General features: G+C 55.9%; 23 protein-coding genes and 1 pseudogene. 8 read left to right on the top strand and 16 right to left on the bottom strand.

Annotated elements, in window-relative coordinates; all coding sequences use genetic code 11:
- The 5 genes from AC1DWM_RS19995 to AC1DWM_RS19975 all read right to left on the bottom strand — a co-directional run.
- Positions 1-374 (bottom strand): phage terminase large subunit family protein (locus tag AC1DWM_RS19995; RefSeq protein ID WP_477795943.1); only part of this gene is annotated, 374 nt, incomplete at its 3' end.
- 3 nt (positions 375-377) lie between these two features.
- A complete protein-coding gene (locus tag AC1DWM_RS19990) occupies positions 378-977 on the bottom strand; it encodes a terminase small subunit (RefSeq protein WP_477795942.1) in 600 nt (199 codons plus the stop codon).
- Positions 978-1327: 350 nt separating this feature from the next.
- Entirely contained in the window at positions 1328-1603 is a 276-nt protein-coding gene (locus AC1DWM_RS19985; protein ID WP_477795941.1) for a hypothetical protein, read from the bottom strand.
- Positions 1604-1663: 60 nt separating this feature from the next.
- Positions 1664-2107, bottom strand: a complete 444-nt coding sequence (locus AC1DWM_RS19980) for a DUF1737 domain-containing protein (protein WP_477795940.1) — start codon at positions 2105-2107, stop codon at positions 1664-1666.
- A gap of 128 nt (positions 2108-2235) precedes the next feature.
- Positions 2236-2571: a phage holin, lambda family gene (locus AC1DWM_RS19975; protein ID WP_104449534.1), complete on the bottom strand. Its 336-nt coding sequence runs from the start codon at positions 2569-2571 to the stop codon at positions 2236-2238.
- A gap of 646 nt (positions 2572-3217) precedes the next feature.
- Between AC1DWM_RS19975 and AC1DWM_RS19970 the strand changes: the two genes are divergently transcribed.
- Positions 3218-3430 carry a DUF1059 domain-containing protein gene (locus AC1DWM_RS19970; protein ID WP_008001113.1) on the top strand — a complete coding sequence of 71 codons (213 nt, stop codon included), beginning with the start codon at positions 3218-3220 and terminating at the stop codon, positions 3428-3430.
- Between the two features lie 367 nt (positions 3431-3797).
- On the opposite strand, the gene AC1DWM_RS19965 is transcribed toward AC1DWM_RS19970, so the two are convergent.
- The 10 genes and pseudogenes from AC1DWM_RS19965 to AC1DWM_RS19920 all read right to left on the bottom strand — a co-directional run bounded on the left by AC1DWM_RS19965 (position 3798) and on the right by AC1DWM_RS19920 (position 11406).
- The gene (locus tag AC1DWM_RS19965) at positions 3798-5699 is read right to left on the bottom strand and encodes a potassium transporter Kup (RefSeq protein WP_477795939.1); all 1902 of its coding nucleotides are present in this window, start codon (positions 5697-5699) and stop codon (positions 3798-3800) included.
- Positions 5700-6084: 385 nt separating this feature from the next.
- Positions 6085-6474: an antiterminator Q family protein gene (locus tag AC1DWM_RS19960; RefSeq protein ID WP_477795938.1), complete on the bottom strand. Its 390-nt coding sequence runs from the start codon at positions 6472-6474 to the stop codon at positions 6085-6087.
- A gap of 4 nt (positions 6475-6478) precedes the next feature.
- Positions 6479-6799: a hypothetical protein gene (locus AC1DWM_RS19955; RefSeq protein ID WP_477795937.1), complete on the bottom strand. Its 321-nt coding sequence runs from the start codon at positions 6797-6799 to the stop codon at positions 6479-6481.
- Positions 6800-6803: 4 nt separating this feature from the next.
- Positions 6804-8084, bottom strand: a complete 1281-nt coding sequence (locus AC1DWM_RS19950) for a tyrosine-type recombinase/integrase (protein WP_477795936.1) — start codon at positions 8082-8084, stop codon at positions 6804-6806.
- 26 nt (positions 8085-8110) lie between these two features.
- Positions 8111-8215, bottom strand: a pseudogene (locus AC1DWM_RS19945) (nuclease domain-containing protein); the annotation flags it as partial.
- A complete protein-coding gene (locus AC1DWM_RS19940; protein WP_223511113.1) occupies positions 8212-8415 on the bottom strand; it encodes a hypothetical protein in 204 nt (67 codons plus the stop codon). The gene AC1DWM_RS19940 and the pseudogene AC1DWM_RS19945, both read right to left, overlap by 4 nt.
- Positions 8415-9794, bottom strand: a complete 1380-nt coding sequence (gene dnaB / locus AC1DWM_RS19935) for a replicative DNA helicase (protein ID WP_477795935.1) — start codon at positions 9792-9794, stop codon at positions 8415-8417. The genes AC1DWM_RS19940 and dnaB overlap by 1 nt, the downstream gene beginning before the upstream one ends.
- Entirely contained in the window at positions 9787-10494 is a 708-nt protein-coding gene (locus AC1DWM_RS19930; protein ID WP_223511115.1) for a helix-turn-helix domain-containing protein, read from the bottom strand. The genes dnaB and AC1DWM_RS19930 overlap by 8 nt, the downstream gene beginning before the upstream one ends.
- Before the next feature lie 183 nt (positions 10495-10677).
- Entirely contained in the window at positions 10678-11100 is a 423-nt protein-coding gene (locus AC1DWM_RS19925) for a phage regulatory CII family protein (protein ID WP_477795934.1), read from the bottom strand.
- Positions 11101-11166: 66 nt separating this feature from the next.
- Positions 11167-11406, bottom strand: coding sequence for a hypothetical protein (locus AC1DWM_RS19920; protein WP_477795933.1), 240 nt, complete (start codon positions 11404-11406; stop codon positions 11167-11169).
- A gap of 101 nt (positions 11407-11507) precedes the next feature.
- On the opposite strand from AC1DWM_RS19920, the gene AC1DWM_RS19915 reads away from it, so the two are divergent.
- The 5 genes from AC1DWM_RS19915 (at position 11508) to AC1DWM_RS19895 (ending at position 14505) form a co-directional block, all read left to right on the top strand.
- Positions 11508-12311, top strand: coding sequence for a S24 family peptidase (locus tag AC1DWM_RS19915; protein WP_477795932.1), 804 nt, complete (start codon positions 11508-11510; stop codon positions 12309-12311).
- A gap of 54 nt (positions 12312-12365) precedes the next feature.
- Positions 12366-12593, top strand: coding sequence for a hypothetical protein (locus tag AC1DWM_RS19910; RefSeq protein WP_477795931.1), 228 nt, complete (start codon positions 12366-12368; stop codon positions 12591-12593).
- A gap of 48 nt (positions 12594-12641) precedes the next feature.
- Complete coding sequence (locus AC1DWM_RS19905; protein ID WP_477795930.1) at positions 12642-12830, top strand: hypothetical protein; 189 nt, start codon at positions 12642-12644, stop codon at positions 12828-12830.
- Between the two features lie 123 nt (positions 12831-12953).
- Positions 12954-13157 (top strand): hypothetical protein, encoded by a 204-nt coding sequence (locus tag AC1DWM_RS19900; protein ID WP_477795929.1) that lies wholly within the window; start codon positions 12954-12956, stop codon positions 13155-13157.
- Between the two features lie 307 nt (positions 13158-13464).
- Positions 13465-14505 (top strand): chymotrypsin family serine protease, encoded by a 1041-nt coding sequence (locus AC1DWM_RS19895; RefSeq protein ID WP_477795928.1) that lies wholly within the window; start codon positions 13465-13467, stop codon positions 14503-14505.
- A gap of 478 nt (positions 14506-14983) precedes the next feature.
- On the opposite strand, the gene AC1DWM_RS19890 is transcribed toward AC1DWM_RS19895, so the two are convergent.
- A complete protein-coding gene (locus tag AC1DWM_RS19890) occupies positions 14984-15247 on the bottom strand; it encodes a DUF1654 domain-containing protein (protein WP_477795945.1) in 264 nt (87 codons plus the stop codon).
- Between the two features lie 539 nt (positions 15248-15786).
- Here AC1DWM_RS19890 and AC1DWM_RS19885 point away from each other — a divergent pair.
- Together AC1DWM_RS19885 and AC1DWM_RS19880 are read left to right on the top strand one after the other, a co-directional pair.
- Positions 15787-16059 carry a hypothetical protein gene (locus AC1DWM_RS19885; RefSeq protein WP_477795927.1) on the top strand — a complete coding sequence of 91 codons (273 nt, stop codon included), beginning with the start codon at positions 15787-15789 and terminating at the stop codon, positions 16057-16059.
- Entirely contained in the window at positions 16056-16517 is a 462-nt protein-coding gene (locus AC1DWM_RS19880; protein ID WP_477795926.1) for a hypothetical protein, read from the top strand. The genes AC1DWM_RS19885 and AC1DWM_RS19880 overlap by 4 nt, the downstream gene beginning before the upstream one ends.
- The last annotated feature ends 58 nt before the right edge of the window (positions 16518-16575 follow it).

Raw genomic sequence — 16575 nt, 5'->3', positions numbered from 1 at the left:
TTGATGGTCTTGCCGATGCGCGACGAGACCCGTTTGGCCAACCCCAGGCTGGGCAACAGCGTGAGAATGTTCGACGGCGCCATGTGGATCAGACCGCCAATCCAGTTCAAGGCAATCTGGGTTTTCATCAACTGCGAGGCGACCATGGTCACCACGCGCTTGCACGGGTGCGCCGGCGACAGGCAACGCATGGGTTCGCGGGCATACGGTGTGCGTGCTGTGCGGTATTGCCCGGGTTCGGCGGCGCCGGCATCACGCGGGATACGCATGTACTCGTCAGCCCACTGATCGATCCAGACATCCGGCTCTGGCCGCAACCCGCGAAAATACGCCTCCCGATACACCGCTGCACCGTCGGGCATTTCCGCTGACATGGATCAACTCGCTGCAGTCAAAGAATGGATGAGGTCCGTCGAGGACATCCGCTCGGCATCGTCCAACACCCGGCGTAATGCGGCAGTGAGGTGCTTCTCGATTTGCCAGTGATCACTCATGGCGGCCAGTTCGGGCGCTAACTGTGGCGGCATCCCGAGCAACAGATCGCGCAACATCCGCCCGGTCGTGTATGCCGCCGTTTTCACGGCCTCCAACTCGACATGAGCGCCGCGATTTTTGTGAAACTCGCTCTCGGTCAGACGTGATTCATAAAACTCGCGATAGGCGCGAGACTCCTGAAAGTCTGGGATGCCCTCGCCGAGTAATTGCGCCTGGTGCGAAAGAACAGTTGAAGGCTCGTATTCAATCGGGGGTGCCGAGGTATTGCCTTCCGGTCTGCGCTGAATCCGTTCGCGCTCATGTCGCGCCGCCACATTGGCTTTGCTCGGATCCGCGGTGCTGAACAGGAGTCGGTCCGTGGCCTCGACATCTACCATGCCGTCCGCCCTCAGAACCAGGCGCCCCATCTTGGCCAACTTCGATACATAGGGTTTCGACCACCCTTGGCGAGTGGCGAACTCCGCTTTGGTGAGTGCTGCCATGTCGATACCTTACGGTTAACCCGGCAGGGCCGAGAGTTAACCGAGTAAATTAGTCGGTTAACTCCTAGGTTAACCACCTCAACGCCACGGCCTGCCTGGCTTTCAGCCAAATTCATGGCCGTTTTTTCATTCGCTTAGTTAACTCCTGGTTAACTGCCTTAGTTAACCGGGCTGAAAGCCAAGGCCCGCGTGGCTTACAGACAAATCGGGGGTTAACCGAGTTAACCTGGTTAACTCCTAAGTTAACCACCCTGTAAGCCGCAGCCCATAAGGCTTTCAGCCTGGTTAACCAACCGAGTTAACCAGTTAACTAACTTTGACGGGGTGCCGCTAACGCGTTTGCGCGAGTCTTATGCCCCGTGTTCCTTGGAAGTTGCCAGGGTCCCCGTCGGTCCTGTTCTGCACACCGAAACACTGCCACGCCCTAGCATTCTTTCCAGGGCCTGCGAGTTCTGTAGCGCTGCATCGGTGCTATCAACTTGGCAGCTAAGCTCTTCACGGGCATGATCAAGCGCACGTTGCAATGCGTCGATGATCTTTTCAATCGTTCCATCCCGGCGGAAGGACAGGTTTGTCACACCGCCGGTCTCTGCCTTAACCCAGAGCACGTCCAATTCTTCGTTCAACACCCGTACTTGCATAAGTCCCCCTTTCTATAGCTTTCACAAAACGACTCCAACTGGCTATCAAGGTATTGCTGCAAGCTGGCGGGCAATCTCGTCATAAATCGTCTTGGCTGACCAGGTATGCGCCACGAGGTCGGTGCCAGCTTGAAGCAGTGCGGCATCACCCTCAGCGGGAATGGCCGGTTGGTCACTCAGGTCGTTGTAGCTACCCGAGAAATCCGAAGTCCCACTGCCGATAGCTGTACGAGCAGCGGCTGCGTCGACACTCACCAGCACAGCCTTACCGACATCGGAAGCGTCCGTGATGCTGTCCGAGGTGATATCGCCTGGCGCACCACCGGCATTGTTCGATCCCTTCACCACAGCCTGAAGTACTTGAAAACCTTCAGTGATGGAGACCGGACTACCATACGGCTGCCAGCCATCAGCAATGGCCTGTGCCAGCTTTGCCGTCAGCTCCTCGGGAGTGTTGGCGACGACAGTTTCGTATTGGGTGTAGGCCATTTTCTAAACCTTGCGATTGAATGATTGAGCGGCGAGCGGCTGACATGCAGGCGACTCGCCGCAGTGGATGTGGCCCGTGATGGCATAGGCCGTCAGGAGCACAAGAGGCAGCACCCAAGGGCGGCGCTTCATGGTGCCGAATCCGACTTAGGAAACTTGAAGTCTGCAAACCGATCAGCCAGATCGGCGATTTTCTTCACTCCAAGGAAACCAATGAACACACCAGCAGCCGTCGCGAAGTTCTGCGGTAAGCCGAAGTATTCCAGTAGCGGAATTAAGCCAATGGTGATCAGCGTGCAAAGCGAAGCTTCAAGCAGCGCCTGTCGCCTGGTGCCGCCGCCGTAAATGATGCGCAAAGCACCGACCACGAATGACAATGCTCCGGCGTAGATCGTCGGCGCATGCTGCCCCAGCCACGCGAGAACGAGCAGCCATGTGTCTGGTTTATCGGGCATGTTTGTCATCCAAATCCCTCCCTTTCGGAGAGCGCAATAGATCCGGCTCCAGCAGCACTTCCCAGCTCGAAGCGAAGGGCGTGGCGGAACCGAAAACGAAAAAGCCCTGCTCGATGGCAGGGCTTGTAATTGGGCAGAAAAAACCCGATTCAATGGTCGGGTTCTTGAAAGGCGTCTCGCTGCGTTCACAGCAACACACGCTGCTATAAAAGCAGGTCTATTCCGCGCGGAAAAGGCTTTCCGCAGTAAAATGCGAAATTGCACCCAACTTGACCACACGTTCGCATTCGCGTCGGCCATCTGATGCATGGAATTAGCCCACGACTCTTCAATCACGATGGGAAGAAAACTATGCACTACAGGCCTTCGCGACAGACGGCAATCGGCCATGTGAAGTCATTAGTAGTTGCCACGTAACCAGCATAAAAAGGGACAGACCACGATTTCAGGTAAATGCCGAGCCGTCGTGATCTGTTCCCTGTTTCCGCGCGGCCGTTTTCTATGTCTGGCACAACTACCCTGACATCGGTGGGCCTATACTTTAACGATCGGCACACTCGATGTGGCATGCCGTCGTGTTTTATGTATGGGGGACGCGTCGAGCGATCGTTCACGCAGGCCACGGCCTGCCTTCGTCGTAGGGAGGAAAACATTCATGGCGCGTAAATACATCGACTGCCGCGAGTTTCCGAGCGATTCCCACTGCTCAATCGCACTGTCCGCAGACTCTGAAAACGAACTGCTCGAGGCCGCCGCGCAGCATGCGGTCAGTGTTCACAAACACACCGACTCACCAGAACTGCGTGCTCAACTGAAGACGATGTTTCACGACGGAACCCCGCCTGTTGAAGCACCGCGTCCTGCTTAGCACCCAGGGGTTTCAGAGGAGTGATTGTCATCGATAAGCACCTACGAGGCTCATTTCTATGAGTTCCGCAGGCCTGAGGGTAGTTTTTATGCCTGGCGCAATCTGAATGACGAAGGAGATCCCCAAGGAGCTGCCGATGGCTGCTCCTTGGGGGTGCTTTGGAGAGCTTGTTTAATGTGGCTGCGTGTTCATTCAAGCTAAGCTCAATCTGATTCGACAGACTGCTATCGGCCAAGAGCAGACATCCATGATGGTCGGGATCAATTGCTAAAACAGACGCTGATCAATGTGGTCTTCCTGCCCAAGGAAAAAACCTCGGACGTACTCTGCAAACAAACAAGACCGCCAATGCGGCCCTGCTTACTCCTTACATCTCAACCTGTGTGCCCAGCTCTATCACCCGATTCAACGGCAGCTTGAAGTATTTCAAGTTGCTGTTGGCGTTCTTGAGCAAAAAGGCGAACAGGCTTTCTCGCCAACGGGCCATACCGATGCGCTTGGTCGGGATCACCGTTTCTCGGCTCAGGAAATAGGTCGTGCGCATCGGACTGAAGTCCAGCTCGGCCAAGTGACAATGACTCAACGCCAAGGGGACATCGGGCTCCTCGATAAAGCCAAAGTGCAGACTGACCCGGAAGAACCCTTCCCCATACGCTTCAACCTCAAACCGTCGGTCAGCACTCACCCGAGGGCTGTCTTCAGACACCACAGTGAGCAACACCACTTGTGCATGCAAAACCTGGTTATGCAGCAGGTTGTGCAACAGCGCATGCGGAACGGCATCGGCCCTGGCCGTCAGAAATACCGCCGTGCCTTGTACGCGATGAGGAGGCTGCGTGCGGATGCTACCGATGAACAACGGCAGAGGCAGCGAGGTTTCGTCCAGCCGTTCAACAATGATCTTGCGCCCCCGCTTCCAGGTGGTCATCAAAATGAACAGGCCGATACCGGCAATCACCGGGAACGCACCGCCCTGGAAGATCTTCGGTGCATTGGCCGCGAAGTACAGGCTGTCTACCAGCAGAAAACCGATCAGCATCGGAATGGCCAACCAGCGCGGGGTTTTCCATAGCAGCAGGACAACGGCCGAGGATAGGATGGTGGTGATCAACATGGTGCCCGTCACGGCGACCCCATAAGCAGCGGCCAATGCGCTGGATGACTCAAAACCAAGCACCAGCAGCACAACACCGACCATCAACGCCCAGTTAACCGTACCAATGTAAATCTGTCCTTGTTCCTGGCTAGAGGTGTGCTGGATAAACATGCGAGGGACATACCCAAGCTGGATGGCCTGGCGAGTCAGGGAGAAAGCGCCGGAGATCACGGCTTGAGAAGCGATGATGGTAGCCAGTGTGGAGAGCGCGACCATCGGCAGCAGGGCCCAGCTCGGCGCGAGCAGATAAAACGGATTGCGCACCGCCTCTGGGTTCTCCAGGATCAAGGCACCTTGGCCAAAATAATTGAGTACCAGTCCTGGCAGCACCAAAATGAACCACGCGCGGGCAATGGGCTTGCGACCGAAGTGCCCCATGTCGGCATACAGCGCCTCAGCACCCGTCAATGCCAATACAACAGCGCCCAAAATCGCCACTCCGATACCCGGATGAGCGATAAAAAAATGTGCTCCCCAGTAAGGATTGAGCGCTTGCAGTACTTCCGGCCGCTGCAAAATGCCATAGATCCCCAGCGTACCCAGCACTACAAACCACAGCACCATCACTGGGCCGAATAGGATACCGATGCGAGCTGTGCCGTGCTTCTGTATCAAGAACAGCGCCACCAGCACGATCACTGACAAGGGCACAACCCAGTGTTCAATTCCGTCAAACGCCAGCTGTAGCCCTTCTACCGCAGAGAGCACCGAAATAGCCGGGGTGATCATGCTGTCCCCGTAAAAAAGTGCCGCACCGAAGAGGCCAAGCAGAACAAGTATTTTACTCATGTACGGATAAGGAGCGGCCGCGCGACGGGCCAGAGCCGTCAACGCCATGATGCCGCCTTCACCCTGGTTGTTGGCACGCAGGATGAACAGCACGTATTTGATCGAGACTACCCAGATCAGCGACCAGAAAATCAACGACAGGATGCCCAGCACGCCGTCGTGGTTTACCTGAACTCCGTAGTGACCGGAAAATACTTCTTTGAGCGTATAGAGGGGGCTGGTGCCAATATCCCCGTAAACCACTCCGACAGCGGCAACGAGCAAGCCCACTCCTGACGTTTTAGATTGCGAGTCTTCATGTGCACCGGTCGCTGTTTCGCTCAAGGGTCGCTTCTCTCGAATTGCGGGGGAGGAGGTGCATGCCGTCCTTGGGCAAAACAATTGGCCTGGGCCACTGGAGCCGCAAGGCGCATGGACGATATAGAAAATCGCGGCCAGTATCTTCGAGGGCGGAAATAGCTGTCGTAAAGAAAGCGTAAAAAATTTACGGCAGATTCGAACCCTATCCATTCAAATCATCAAATTAGATCTGGCGGAGTGAGTCTGTTCGATATTGCCGGACTAACATCTTGCGTCGATTGCAGCCTTTCGCGACAGGGGCAATCGGCCATTTGCAGCCGCTGGCGAACGGCTGAAATGGGTCGTTCTGTGCCGGTCAACGCCTCGAAGCTTCTCGGTCAAATTCGATGCAAACAGCTAGTCGGATCGACTAAGCAGCTTGCCGTATTGCATCGACAGCGCAATCGATCCATGCCGCCCCTGCTCTCGCCAGTTCCCGCGTTTTCCCTTCGCTTATGCCGTAGTGCTTGCCAACCCGGACCATGGGCCATTTAGCACCGTAATAAAGCCAAATAATATCGCCCATCTGCTGATCACGGTGTGAGAGCCGTGCCACTGCACTGTCAATAGCCCCGGCCCATTCGTCCGTGATGCAATAGTTCTTGCTCGACGACACTTGCGGCATCGCCTGGCGCATCAGCGCAAATGTCGGTGAGGTGTAATGGGGTATCCCTGCCCCGTCCATCCGCCACCATCCCCACTGTTCCAACAAGTACTCGGTATCCCCCAACGGTCGGCCAGCCGGCTTACGAATCATCATGCTTTCAATCCCCTGTGTAATTTGATCCGCCGGCACCGCGACGGTTGTTCTGTTGGTAGTACGCAGCCGGGCCGGATAACGATGGACCCCGCTTCAGCACCTCAATTTCGCGCTGAGCCTGCTGCAATCTGAGGCTGAGTTGTGTCACCAATTCGTCTGTAGAAAGCATCAACCGACTTCCCGCCATGACCCAGCCTGAGCCGTTGCAATCGCTGCAAACCAGCTCATAAAAAACACCCTGCACCACGGCTTTGCCCTTGCAGGTCAAGCAGTGCTCCAGCTCAATCCGCGCCTTCCGAAAGCCATGGGCCTGGGCTTTTTTCATGTTTTCAAACCTCGCCTATGGTTGTTTTTGGAATAGCACTCAAAGCCACGTCATCCGTGGGCTGTAGCTGATTACCAGAATCTCCCGATCTAAAGCCGGTCAAGGTGTGGATGCGCTTGAAACCCTTTGCATCTAGATACGCGCACCAGCGATCCAGTGCCTCACGCTTGCGGCTCATCACATCGGACTGGATGTACACTTTCACGTTGTGCCCCATCGCGTGGTTGATCAGGAGTTCACCAATCAGGTGGTCGATTCCGATGTCTGCCCAGCCGGTACGGGCCACCTTGCGCAGGTCATGACTGGTCCACTCGCCCTGCCCCAGTCGAGTGAATACAGCGCACGCCTGCCCCTCACTCAACGCCTTGCCGTTGCGAGATGGGAACAGGTATTGACCGTCGTAGCCGTTCGCCCGCTGGATTTCGCGATAACCGATCAGCATCTGCCGTACCTGGTCGGTCAGTGGCAAATGGTGCTCGACGCCGGTCTTGGTGTTCTCGGCCGGAATGAACCACTCCCGCTCAGCAAGGCTGATATGCGACCACTGAGCCTGCCGGGTCTCACCAATACGGGTGCCGTGGCACAGCATCATCAGGGCGAGCATGGCGTCAGCAGGCGCGCTGGCCATGGCATCCCGCAGCAGGGTAATCAGGTCCTGAAGCTGGGTGACCCGCAACCGTGACGGCTTCACCCCCACCTTAGCCTTTGAGAAGTCGCTGAACTTGACATCCTTCATCGGGTTGGCCGAGATAAGCCGAAGCTTGAACGCTTGACGGAATGCCAAGGCAAGCAGCTGGAACGCTGAGCGCACGTAGTCGATGCCGATGGTTTCTTGCGCAGGCCACATGAATTGATCGTCCAAGGTGGCTTTATTGATTGAGGCCAGTGGCACGGCCCCCAAGAGCGGCTTTAGGTGGCACTTAATCAGAGATGCGCCAGTCTTTTTGCGCTTGCTCGACAGGCTACGGTCGCGGGCCATCCGGTCGGCGTACCAATCCAGCAGCTCACCGACTAGTACCCACTTCGAAAGGTTTGAACCGGCACCGGCATCGAGGCGCAGACGAATCGCCGGCAGTGCCGCGACGACCTGCTTGGCATTGAGGTCAGGGAAACTGCCGATGCGCTTCCACTCGCCCTTCACCACCAGGTACCAAGAGGCACGTTCGCGGGCCTTGGTGAAACGCAAGTACAGGCCACGATTCTCGATGTCGCGCAGATCCCGGACGTCGCGGACGGCTTGGCGCTTGATTTCGGCGTCGGTGATCTTCACAGCGGCGCTGCTCATCAGGCTTCCACCTCGGAACTGTCGAGCCAGTGCGCGAGCACGGTGGTCTCGGGATTGCCATTGCACCCCCCTGGAATGCGTACCTGGCACTTGCGATCGCGTGCGGCCCGGGTCAACTTCGATTGCCTCATGGGCGTTCATCTCCAGCCAGATCAATAACAGTGAATGTCGATGGCCACATGCGCACCCCATGCAAACGGGCAGACTCGGCATCGGGATACAGCGCAACAGGCGGATATGCCTTGGAGGTCAAATCCAGCAGATGACCGCGGCAGTACAGGGCAAACCGGTACTCAGATACATCGGGCGCAAGCAGCATCGGGTCGCTCATCAGAATTTATCCTTGCTGGCATAGCGGCGAGACAGCGGGGTTACCTTTTCCGGCCGCGCGGCGGGTGCTGGCATCCACCCGGCAGCCAGGTTTTCAAAGCAGTTGTATTGGCCAAGGAAGGCGGCGCGGACAGTGCCCATTTCAATGTCGCGGCCTTTGCCAATGATGATTTCGGCAATACCTTTGGCATCGGTGTTTTCGTGATAGACCTCGTCGCGGTACACGAAGAGGATCACGTCGGCGTCCTGTTCGATGGCACCGGATTCCCTCAAGTCGGAGGGGATTGGCCGTTTGTTCGGACGCTCTTCGCATTTGCGGGAGAGCTGACTCAGCAGCACGACGGGAATGCCCAGTTCCTTGGCGAGCAACTTGCAGCCGCGACTGATACTGCTGACCTCTTCAGTTCGGTTGCCGCCCTCGCCTTCCAGCAATTGCAGGTAGTCGATCATCAGCAGGTCCAGGCCGTAACGCATCTTGTGGCGGCGAGCCAGTGAGCGGATGCGGCCAATCGACGAACCGGCCCGGTCGGCGATATAGAGAGGAGCGCGACGCAGCACACCGGCCGCAGCGGCGAGTTCCGTCCCGTGGGTCTGGCATGCCGTTCCGTTCTTCACCATCGTGAGCGGAATACGGCCCTCCGAAGCCACAGCTCGATCCAGCAGCTGCCCCTTGTTCATTTCCAGACTGATGACGAGTGATGACTTGCTTTGGCGTACGGCCGCGTCGATAACAAAGCCCATCGCCAGTGTGGTCTTGCCCATGGCGGGACGCCCAGCAACGATGTACAGATGGTCTGGTTGCAGTCCCCCTATCTTCTCGTCCAGGTCTCGCAGGCCGGTCGACAGACCGATCAGTGTTTCGCCACGAGCATGACGATCATGGCGCTCCTGCCACACCTCCAACTGGTCGACCAGCACATCACCCACTTTGACGATGTCGTCATCACCAGAACCGCAATCGATGGCCATGGCAGCGGCCTGGACGGCGGCGATTTTCGCCTGCACATCCTGATCGCTGTGCGCGATATCCATAGCCTGGCTGCCAAGGTCAAACAACGACCGCTCGATTGCCCTTTCTCGCACGATTGCCGCGTAGGTTTTGGCGTTGGCAACGCTGGGAGTGCCGTTTACGATTTCGGCGCAGTAGGCAAACGCCGGGGAGCCATCCGGCAAGGTGCCAACGTGGTCACCAACGGTGAGGAAATCGACAGATTTTCCGGCCGCCCGAACCGCCATGATCCCCCGGTATACCTCGGCGTTTTCCGGAAAGTAGAAGGATTCGGCGGACAGGTCGTCGCTCAGGGAGTCGATCAGTTCAGGGCGCTGCATCATCGCGCCCAGAAGGCCGTGTTCGGCCTCGATGTTGTAGGGGTCACGCATTGTAATTGCCCTCCACAACCTTGACGAAGTTGCTCGGGGCGATCAGCCAGTCGAAGTTGCAACGGAAAGAGCTACCACCGGAAGCGGACACCTCTCCCATCAAGAACTTGCTCGAACGTACCAAAGCGAAGTATTCGGCCCAAAAGCTGAGATCCTGATGCACGTCACTTTCGCTCCAGCGGGCACCGATCTTGGCGATCCGATCCTTGGTCAGCATCACGACTCGAGGAAACTCCGGGATCGTCGCGTTGAACAAATCGACGATTGCCTGGGTTGGGCACTTCGGCTTCGAAATCTTCGGTGGTTGCTCATCGTCGACAAGAGGTGACGGTTCACTTGATGGTTCTATTACGGTTCTGGGTGCGGCTGCTGCGGGGGTCTGTGTCGTGAGCTGCGGGGGTGATGGTGCGGCTGTTGCGGGGCGCACCTGTTGCGGGGGTGCATATGCTGCCGGGGTTAAGGTGTACATTGTCGAGCGGCCCATGCGCTCACGAACAGACAGTAATCCGACTTGCCCCAGCCACTTGATCGCCGTCTGAACCGTTCTTTCAGCAAGGCAGGTCCGTTCCGAAATGCGTGCCACTGAGGGCCAGCAAACACCCTCATCGTTTGCATTGTCCGCCAACGAGATCAATACAGCCTTTTGTGGTCCGCTCATGCCCTGAAGCGGCCAGCACAAACTCATGATTATGGTGCTCACAGCCGATCTCCAATCTCAGAGTCAACCGTGATGCAGAGCCGTGACACGTTTTTCGATTGCTCGAAAAGTGTCGCGACATGGTGGGTATTGCCGGGGTTAGCGATCGTGTTCATAATGACGCCACATTGTTTTACACGTTGTTGAAGAAGCCGGGTTGCAGCCCGGCTTTTTTGTGCCTGCGATTCAGGCAGCCTTAAGCGACTCACGGAGAACCTGCAGCGCGTCAATTGCTTCAAGGATCGCTTTCTCGCCTTGGGCCTTTTCGTGCTGACTGATATGGTTGTCCTCGGCAGCATCAAAAATCAGCCGACCAACATCTCCGCACTCAGCAGAAAGATGCCCAAGCGCAACCATCAACGGCTTTACCGCAGGTTTTTCCCGCGCAACTAGGTCGAAACCAAACTGATCAGCAAGAGCAATCAGCGGGCGCATGTCTTCGGTGTGTAGCAAGATCCCAAACAGATGCTCGATAGTCAGGTGATGCGCCGCGTTGTCAGGGTTCGAGCGCTGGAGCAGGCTCACATGTGCCAGACACATTTTCCCGGCCAAGTCCTCGGCGCCATTTTCCTTGACGGTGGTATGGCAAGCCCTCAAGAAGTCTTCCATTCGTAAAACCTCAATTTTGTTTCCGTGGATGCCCAGAGGTGCCTGGGCGATCATCTGTTCAGCGGGTTAAGCGGCTGACTTGGTTGGCTCGGAACTACGCAGGTAGGCCCAGTCGATATCGGGACGCATCACTTCACAGGTCACCGAACGCGAGGACTCGCGCTCGATGCTGATAGCGAGAGCTGCACCCGGGCGCCGATAGCCATATGCAACCTGCTTGAGTTGGCCGACGGTCGTGCCGCAGCTAGTTGCGAAGTCTTCAAGGGTCTGTTTGTCGAATGGCTTGATGTAGTCGTGCAGATTCATGGGTGCACCTCCGTATCGCCTCAAAGATTAGCAACTGCTAATCAAGCGAGCAATAGCAGACTGTAATTTACTGATTGCTAACAGGAAGCGATTATTGGCAAATGGATATCAACCAAACCCGAGTGAAAGCTCTCAAAGCCGTAATGGCCGGGGCATCCCAAAAAGACTTCGCCAATAAACACGGCTTGGATGCGTCGTACCTGTCCCAAATTTTGAATGGACACAGGAACCTCGGCGAGAAAGCGGCGGCGAACCTGGAAGATAAGATCGGCCTGCCGAAAGGAAGCTTGGTCAGTCCGGCCGCGCCCGAAGAACAAGCTCCGATAACGTCGGGGGCATCTGCGACCGAACAGCTGAAGTTGGCTCTAGCAAGGGTCAAGGGACTGTCCGACGAGGCGCGGAGCCGCTTACTTGCTGTTGCGGATGAGCCTAATGAGAGCAAGGTATTGACCGTCGACTTCTCTCGCCCAGGCCAGGTTGGCGACGAGGTATGGGTAGCCCATTACGACATCCGTGGCGCTATGGGTGGCGGGCAGGTGCCTCATGACTTCCCAGAGATGCTTCAGGACGTGAGAGTGAGCCCTAAGCATCTGAGAGAGATGGGTGTCGAATTCAAAGAGCACTTTCACCTGAAGCTGGTGACAGGCTGGGGTCAGTCGATGGCTCCGACTATCAAGCATCGTGACCCGCTGCTAGTGGATGTGACGATTCGGGAGTTCGCAGGGGATGGAATCTATCTGTTCTCACACGGCGACATGCTCTACATCAAACGCCTACAAAAGAAAGGTCGCGACCATTTCAAGATGATCTCGGACAACACCAATCACCCGGCCGAGGACATTAGGGTGGACGACACATACATCCAGGCGCGGGTGCTCTTGGTGTGGAATGCTCACTTGGTCTGAGTCCCACCGAAATTGCTAGTCAATGATCGCGGCGGGGAAATGTAGGAGTTCGGCATGTCACTTAACAAGCCCAACCAAGAGCTGCGCCGCGACTTGAAAGCTGCGGCGTTCTTCCTCGAAGAGGCTGCCCTGGAGATGTTCAGGACGGCAAAGCAACGAGGGGATTCAGAACTCCTAGAGGCAATGGAGACTATCGAAAAACTGCATGCGCAAGCTGATCGACTTACTGCTTACGCTGATGACGTGAAGGCTGGAAGGATTGTGCGAGCGAAGCCGGAGTAATTTGACGCGGCGTGGATTTGTACTAGATCTGGATCGAGGTTTGACGGCATGGCGCACTCGCTTCACTACCATATAGGTGAATCCATCCGCACCATCGAGACAGAGGTGGGGAAGCTGCTCGATTTGGCTACAACGCTCAAAGAAGCCGGGGATGTTGACTTGGCTACATCTGTATCAATCCAAGCGCACAAGCTTATTGAGGTGGCCGTTGCGCTTAGAATTGCTATGGCCGGATGAAGGCGGGAAGGATTGTGCGAGCGAACGCTGATTAGCATTCGATCTTAGGGCATGTGTTCTGGTGAGCTGTCTATTTGCGCTAGAAACTGAAAGACAATCAACGCCCTGCAAACGGGTTACTCAATGACGAAGAAGCAGACGGAAAGTAAAGCAGCAGCGACTGCCGCTGAAATTGAGAGCTCTATCCAAGCCCTGAATAAAATGGCTGAACGCCTTTGGGGGGATGGCCGGGAAGCTGAGGCGAAAGCTCTCCTCGATGCCCTGGACGCATTAAACCGGGCGCTTGATCGGATCAGGATTGGAGAGAGTCGCAGGATTCTCCATTGAGGGTACAAATCAGCCGGCGGCTGACTGCCTACGTTGATGAAGTGAAGGCGGGAAGGATTGTTCGGGGAAAGGCTGGGTAGATGGTGCTGTGGGGATATTTAGAGATTAGGTAACGTTTTCACAGTTAAAAACGCACGCGGAAGCGCCGATACACAAGGCTGGCGACTTTCAAAATAAACGCCTTGTGATTTGAGTTGACTGGGGATTAGGAATGCAACAACCAATAGCACCTCCACCGCCACCTGTACCGCTTACAACTCACCAGGTAGCGAGCGGGATAGCTAAATGGGCCATTGCTCGCGGGTTGATGGAAAGCCTCCCGCCGGACGTGGATAACCTATATCTGGCTAACGTTGCGCCCATCCCCTTGTCGCATGACGCCGAGCAAATTCTTCGTCACAAAGAAATTCAGTCGATATCGTTTAATCGGGCGACCAGTACGATTTACATCTATACGCGAAAAAAGGTCACCCAGAAGGACCAGCAGACACTTCCTACCAATATCCAGAGGAATGGGATTGCGTACCCGCAAGGGCATCTTGACACTATTGGCAAGAGCCAGTACGCAGCTCAGGGCGCGGTGTATTCGCTTCACCAGACAGCTGCTGGAGTTCAATTCTACGCGTGCGGTTCGTCCATCTCACCAGGTAATGATGCCTCTGCAGGAACCTTGGGCGCGCTTGTCCGCTTGCCTGATGGCCAAATATATGGCTTGACGAATAATCATGTGAGCGCTCTGTGTAGCCATGTCGCGCCTAACACACCAATTCTGGCCCCTGGAGTAATTGACGTAGGGCCGAATTCCTTGCCGCCTTTTACCCTAGGCTTTCACTCGCGAGCATTGGAAATGAAGGTCGGGTCGTTGGGGAATATTGACATTGCGAGTAATTTGGACGCGGCCATCTTTCGTCTCGCCAACATTGGGCAAGTTAGCTCCATGCAAGGTGAAGCATTCGATACGCCTCTGAGGGTCGAAGATCCGGTTGAAGGCATGCGAGTGGAGAAAGTAGGCAGAACCACTCGGCATACTAAAGGTCAGATCGTAGGTAAGGAATTGCGGCCGATAGGTGTTACATATCAAGCTCAAAGCTACGGCTTCAACGGGGTTATACGATTCGCGAACGTATTCACAGTGCATGGGCTACAATCTGAATTCTCCACTGCGGGTGATTCCGGTTCACTTGTCGTCGCTGTCGATGACCATGGTAGACCAACCGCAGCTGTAGGCTTGATCTTCGCTGGCGGACCTGACTCTATGGCGCCAGGCGGAGCAAAATCGTCAATTTTGCCATTGCGGCCGATTCTGGAGGCTCTCAACGCAACATTGATCGGAGGGCACAATGTCTAGCTACAGAACCGATCCTGCTGTTACAGCAGAGCATCTCATAGAGACCATCCGCCCACCTTCGGATAGTGCGATTTCTATCTCCACATATTTTCGGCCTGGCCAGCCATTGGCTTTGAAGGTGTTCATTGCGCCTCAGTACAAGTATTTAGAGTCGCGCGTTCCAGATCACCTAGACGGGTACGAAATTCTCCACGAAGTAGCCAAGCTAGCGAACGCCAACTGAAACTAGAAAAGCCCGGCCCAGCGCCGGGCTTTTCGTACCAGCCCTTTCACACCCTCGTCACATCCACCCAGCACAATGCAGTCCGCCAAAGGGATTTGGCCCATCTACAGAAGCCCGGCCAATATGCCGGGCTTTTTCGTACCTGCGACATGCTTTTCACGAAAGGCTCACAGAATGGAGCGCTGATTGAACAAACAAAAGGATTTGACCCTGTACAGAAAGCCCACCACTGAGCGGGCTTTTCTTTGAGTTTCTTCAGAATGGCGCTGACTCCTCCACCGTCTCCAGATCGTCAACCTCCATCACGTGGTCCTCTTCCGCACTTGCTTCCCACCTCAGCGTCACCGACTCGTCGTCGTTGAACGTCATGTCGATCCCGTCCGTCTCGGATAGCAGTGCCATCACCTCCTCCCACTCCCGATCTCCGTCCGTGTCCAAGCGATGAATCGTCACCCAGCGCTGAACCTGCGCGACCGGGTGATTAATCATCKAGGAAACCCGCAGACCAAGCCGCTCCATCCCGCTGATTTCCTGTCGCACTACTGGTTTTTGCTGCTTCTTTGCCTTACCCACACCACCCCCTCAGATACTGTATATACGTCCAGCAGCAGGGACTATAGCGAAGCCGCGCTCTATGGACTATCCCAAAAGCGCTCGGTAGTGGAGCAGTAAATGGCGCCAAAACAAGCGCCAAACAAATTAATTTAGCATTTGCTATTGACGCTAATTTTAGCGATTGCTAATTTACACCCACCGCAGCAATACACAGCCACTGCGCCAGGGTCGAGAGGCCTGCAGCTCTTTAACAATCAGCGCAACAAACCAACAGACCGCATTGCCTCTACCGGCGACCGGTGAGCAGACAGGCCCGAAAGCCTGCCAACGACAGGAACAACCTGGACGGCTGCTCGATGGTGAAACGCCAGAACCGTGTGAATGACCCGGCAAGCAATGCGCCCCGCCCCTCCGGCGGCAATAGGACGGACAGCATCACTGCTGCACCTTGGCGACAGGGTGCATCGGGATGTAGCCCCACTACTCAGACCTAGGAATCAGTTATGCATCCAGCATTTCAAGATCGCATCGATGAGCTCGGTGAACTGTTGCAACGAACAAAGGCGGCCCGGGCGGGATTCTACGATCGTATTGATCGCACAGTGCCAGCCAAACCGGTGCGCTACCAAATTGCTGGACGAAGCGTCGGCATGTACCAGATTAAAGACCGCACCACCAACAAAACTCACGCCTTCCGCGGCGACTATAAAGCCGCTCACGAACTCGCGATGCAGTTTGAAGCAAAGGCCGATCGCCAGATTTCGGTGACGCTGTGAAGAAGCGAAAGCGCAACAACATGTGTATCCGCAGAGAACGAACGAGCCGGGCAATGCTCAACACCAACCACGTTGCGGTGGTCCACATCGACCCGAGCGGATGCCAAGGGATGCTTAACAGGAAGACCTGCAAAAGCATCCCACCCGGACAGCGTATGGCGGAGGCGATCTGCGACATTGCCCACCGCTGGACGATCTATATCAGCGTCCAGTGTCGCGATCAGCGCGGGCACCGCTACACCAAATCGGTAGAGGTCGCGCCCCAAGGCAATTATCTGGCCGCCCACCTCGACGACGTGATTGAGGAAACCTACAAAGGCCTGGTCGCCGAAAGCAATCCGAATCATCGGATCGCGTCGGGCTGGATCGCCATTCCCACCGAGATATCGCTGACTGAAGAACAAGCCGCCCGAGTGTTCGATGCCGTGGGTGTCTGGAATCAGCAGAGGGCAGCATGAGACGCATCAACAACCAGGTGCGCCAACGCCGACGACAGACATGGCTGGATCTACCGGC

It is taken from the genome of Pseudomonas sp. P4_C8 (assembly GCF_056401975.1).
The sequence above is the reverse complement of the archived record's forward strand: the minus strand, read 5'-3'. Positions and strand labels throughout refer to the sequence as shown.

Excerpts from the sequence above, each read along its gene's own strand:
- AC1DWM_RS19990 (WP_477795942.1), bottom strand. The coding sequence starts at position 977 with ATGGCAGCACTCACCAAAGCGGAGTTCGCCACTCGCCAAGGGTGGTCG.
- AC1DWM_RS19980 (WP_477795940.1), bottom strand. The coding sequence starts at position 2,107 with ATGGCCTACACCCAATACGAAACTGTCGTCGCCAACACTCCCGAGGAG.
- AC1DWM_RS19975 (WP_104449534.1), bottom strand. The coding sequence starts at position 2,571 with ATGACAAACATGCCCGATAAACCAGACACATGGCTGCTCGTTCTCGCG.
- AC1DWM_RS19970 (WP_008001113.1), top strand. The coding sequence starts at position 3,218 with ATGGCGCGTAAATACATCGACTGCCGCGAGTTTCCGAGCGATTCCCAC.
- AC1DWM_RS19960 (WP_477795938.1), bottom strand. The coding sequence starts at position 6,474 with ATGATGATTCGTAAGCCGGCTGGCCGACCGTTGGGGGATACCGAGTAC.
- AC1DWM_RS19955 (WP_477795937.1), bottom strand. The coding sequence starts at position 6,799 with ATGAAAAAAGCCCAGGCCCATGGCTTTCGGAAGGCGCGGATTGAGCTG.
- AC1DWM_RS19950 (WP_477795936.1), bottom strand. The coding sequence starts at position 8,084 with ATGAGCAGCGCCGCTGTGAAGATCACCGACGCCGAAATCAAGCGCCAA.
- AC1DWM_RS19940 (WP_223511113.1), bottom strand. The coding sequence starts at position 8,415 with ATGAGCGACCCGATGCTGCTTGCGCCCGATGTATCTGAGTACCGGTTT.
- dnaB (WP_477795935.1), bottom strand. The coding sequence starts at position 9,794 with ATGCGTGACCCCTACAACATCGAGGCCGAACACGGCCTTCTGGGCGCG.
- AC1DWM_RS19925 (WP_477795934.1), bottom strand. The coding sequence starts at position 11,100 with ATGGAAGACTTCTTGAGGGCTTGCCATACCACCGTCAAGGAAAATGGC.
- AC1DWM_RS19920 (WP_477795933.1), bottom strand. The coding sequence starts at position 11,406 with ATGAATCTGCACGACTACATCAAGCCATTCGACAAACAGACCCTTGAA.
- AC1DWM_RS19915 (WP_477795932.1), top strand. The coding sequence starts at position 11,508 with ATGGATATCAACCAAACCCGAGTGAAAGCTCTCAAAGCCGTAATGGCC.
- AC1DWM_RS19910 (WP_477795931.1), top strand. The coding sequence starts at position 12,366 with ATGTCACTTAACAAGCCCAACCAAGAGCTGCGCCGCGACTTGAAAGCT.
- AC1DWM_RS19905 (WP_477795930.1), top strand. The coding sequence starts at position 12,642 with ATGGCGCACTCGCTTCACTACCATATAGGTGAATCCATCCGCACCATC.
- AC1DWM_RS19900 (WP_477795929.1), top strand. The coding sequence starts at position 12,954 with ATGACGAAGAAGCAGACGGAAAGTAAAGCAGCAGCGACTGCCGCTGAA.
- AC1DWM_RS19895 (WP_477795928.1), top strand. The coding sequence starts at position 13,465 with ATGGAAAGCCTCCCGCCGGACGTGGATAACCTATATCTGGCTAACGTT.
- AC1DWM_RS19885 (WP_477795927.1), top strand. The coding sequence starts at position 15,787 with ATGCATCCAGCATTTCAAGATCGCATCGATGAGCTCGGTGAACTGTTG.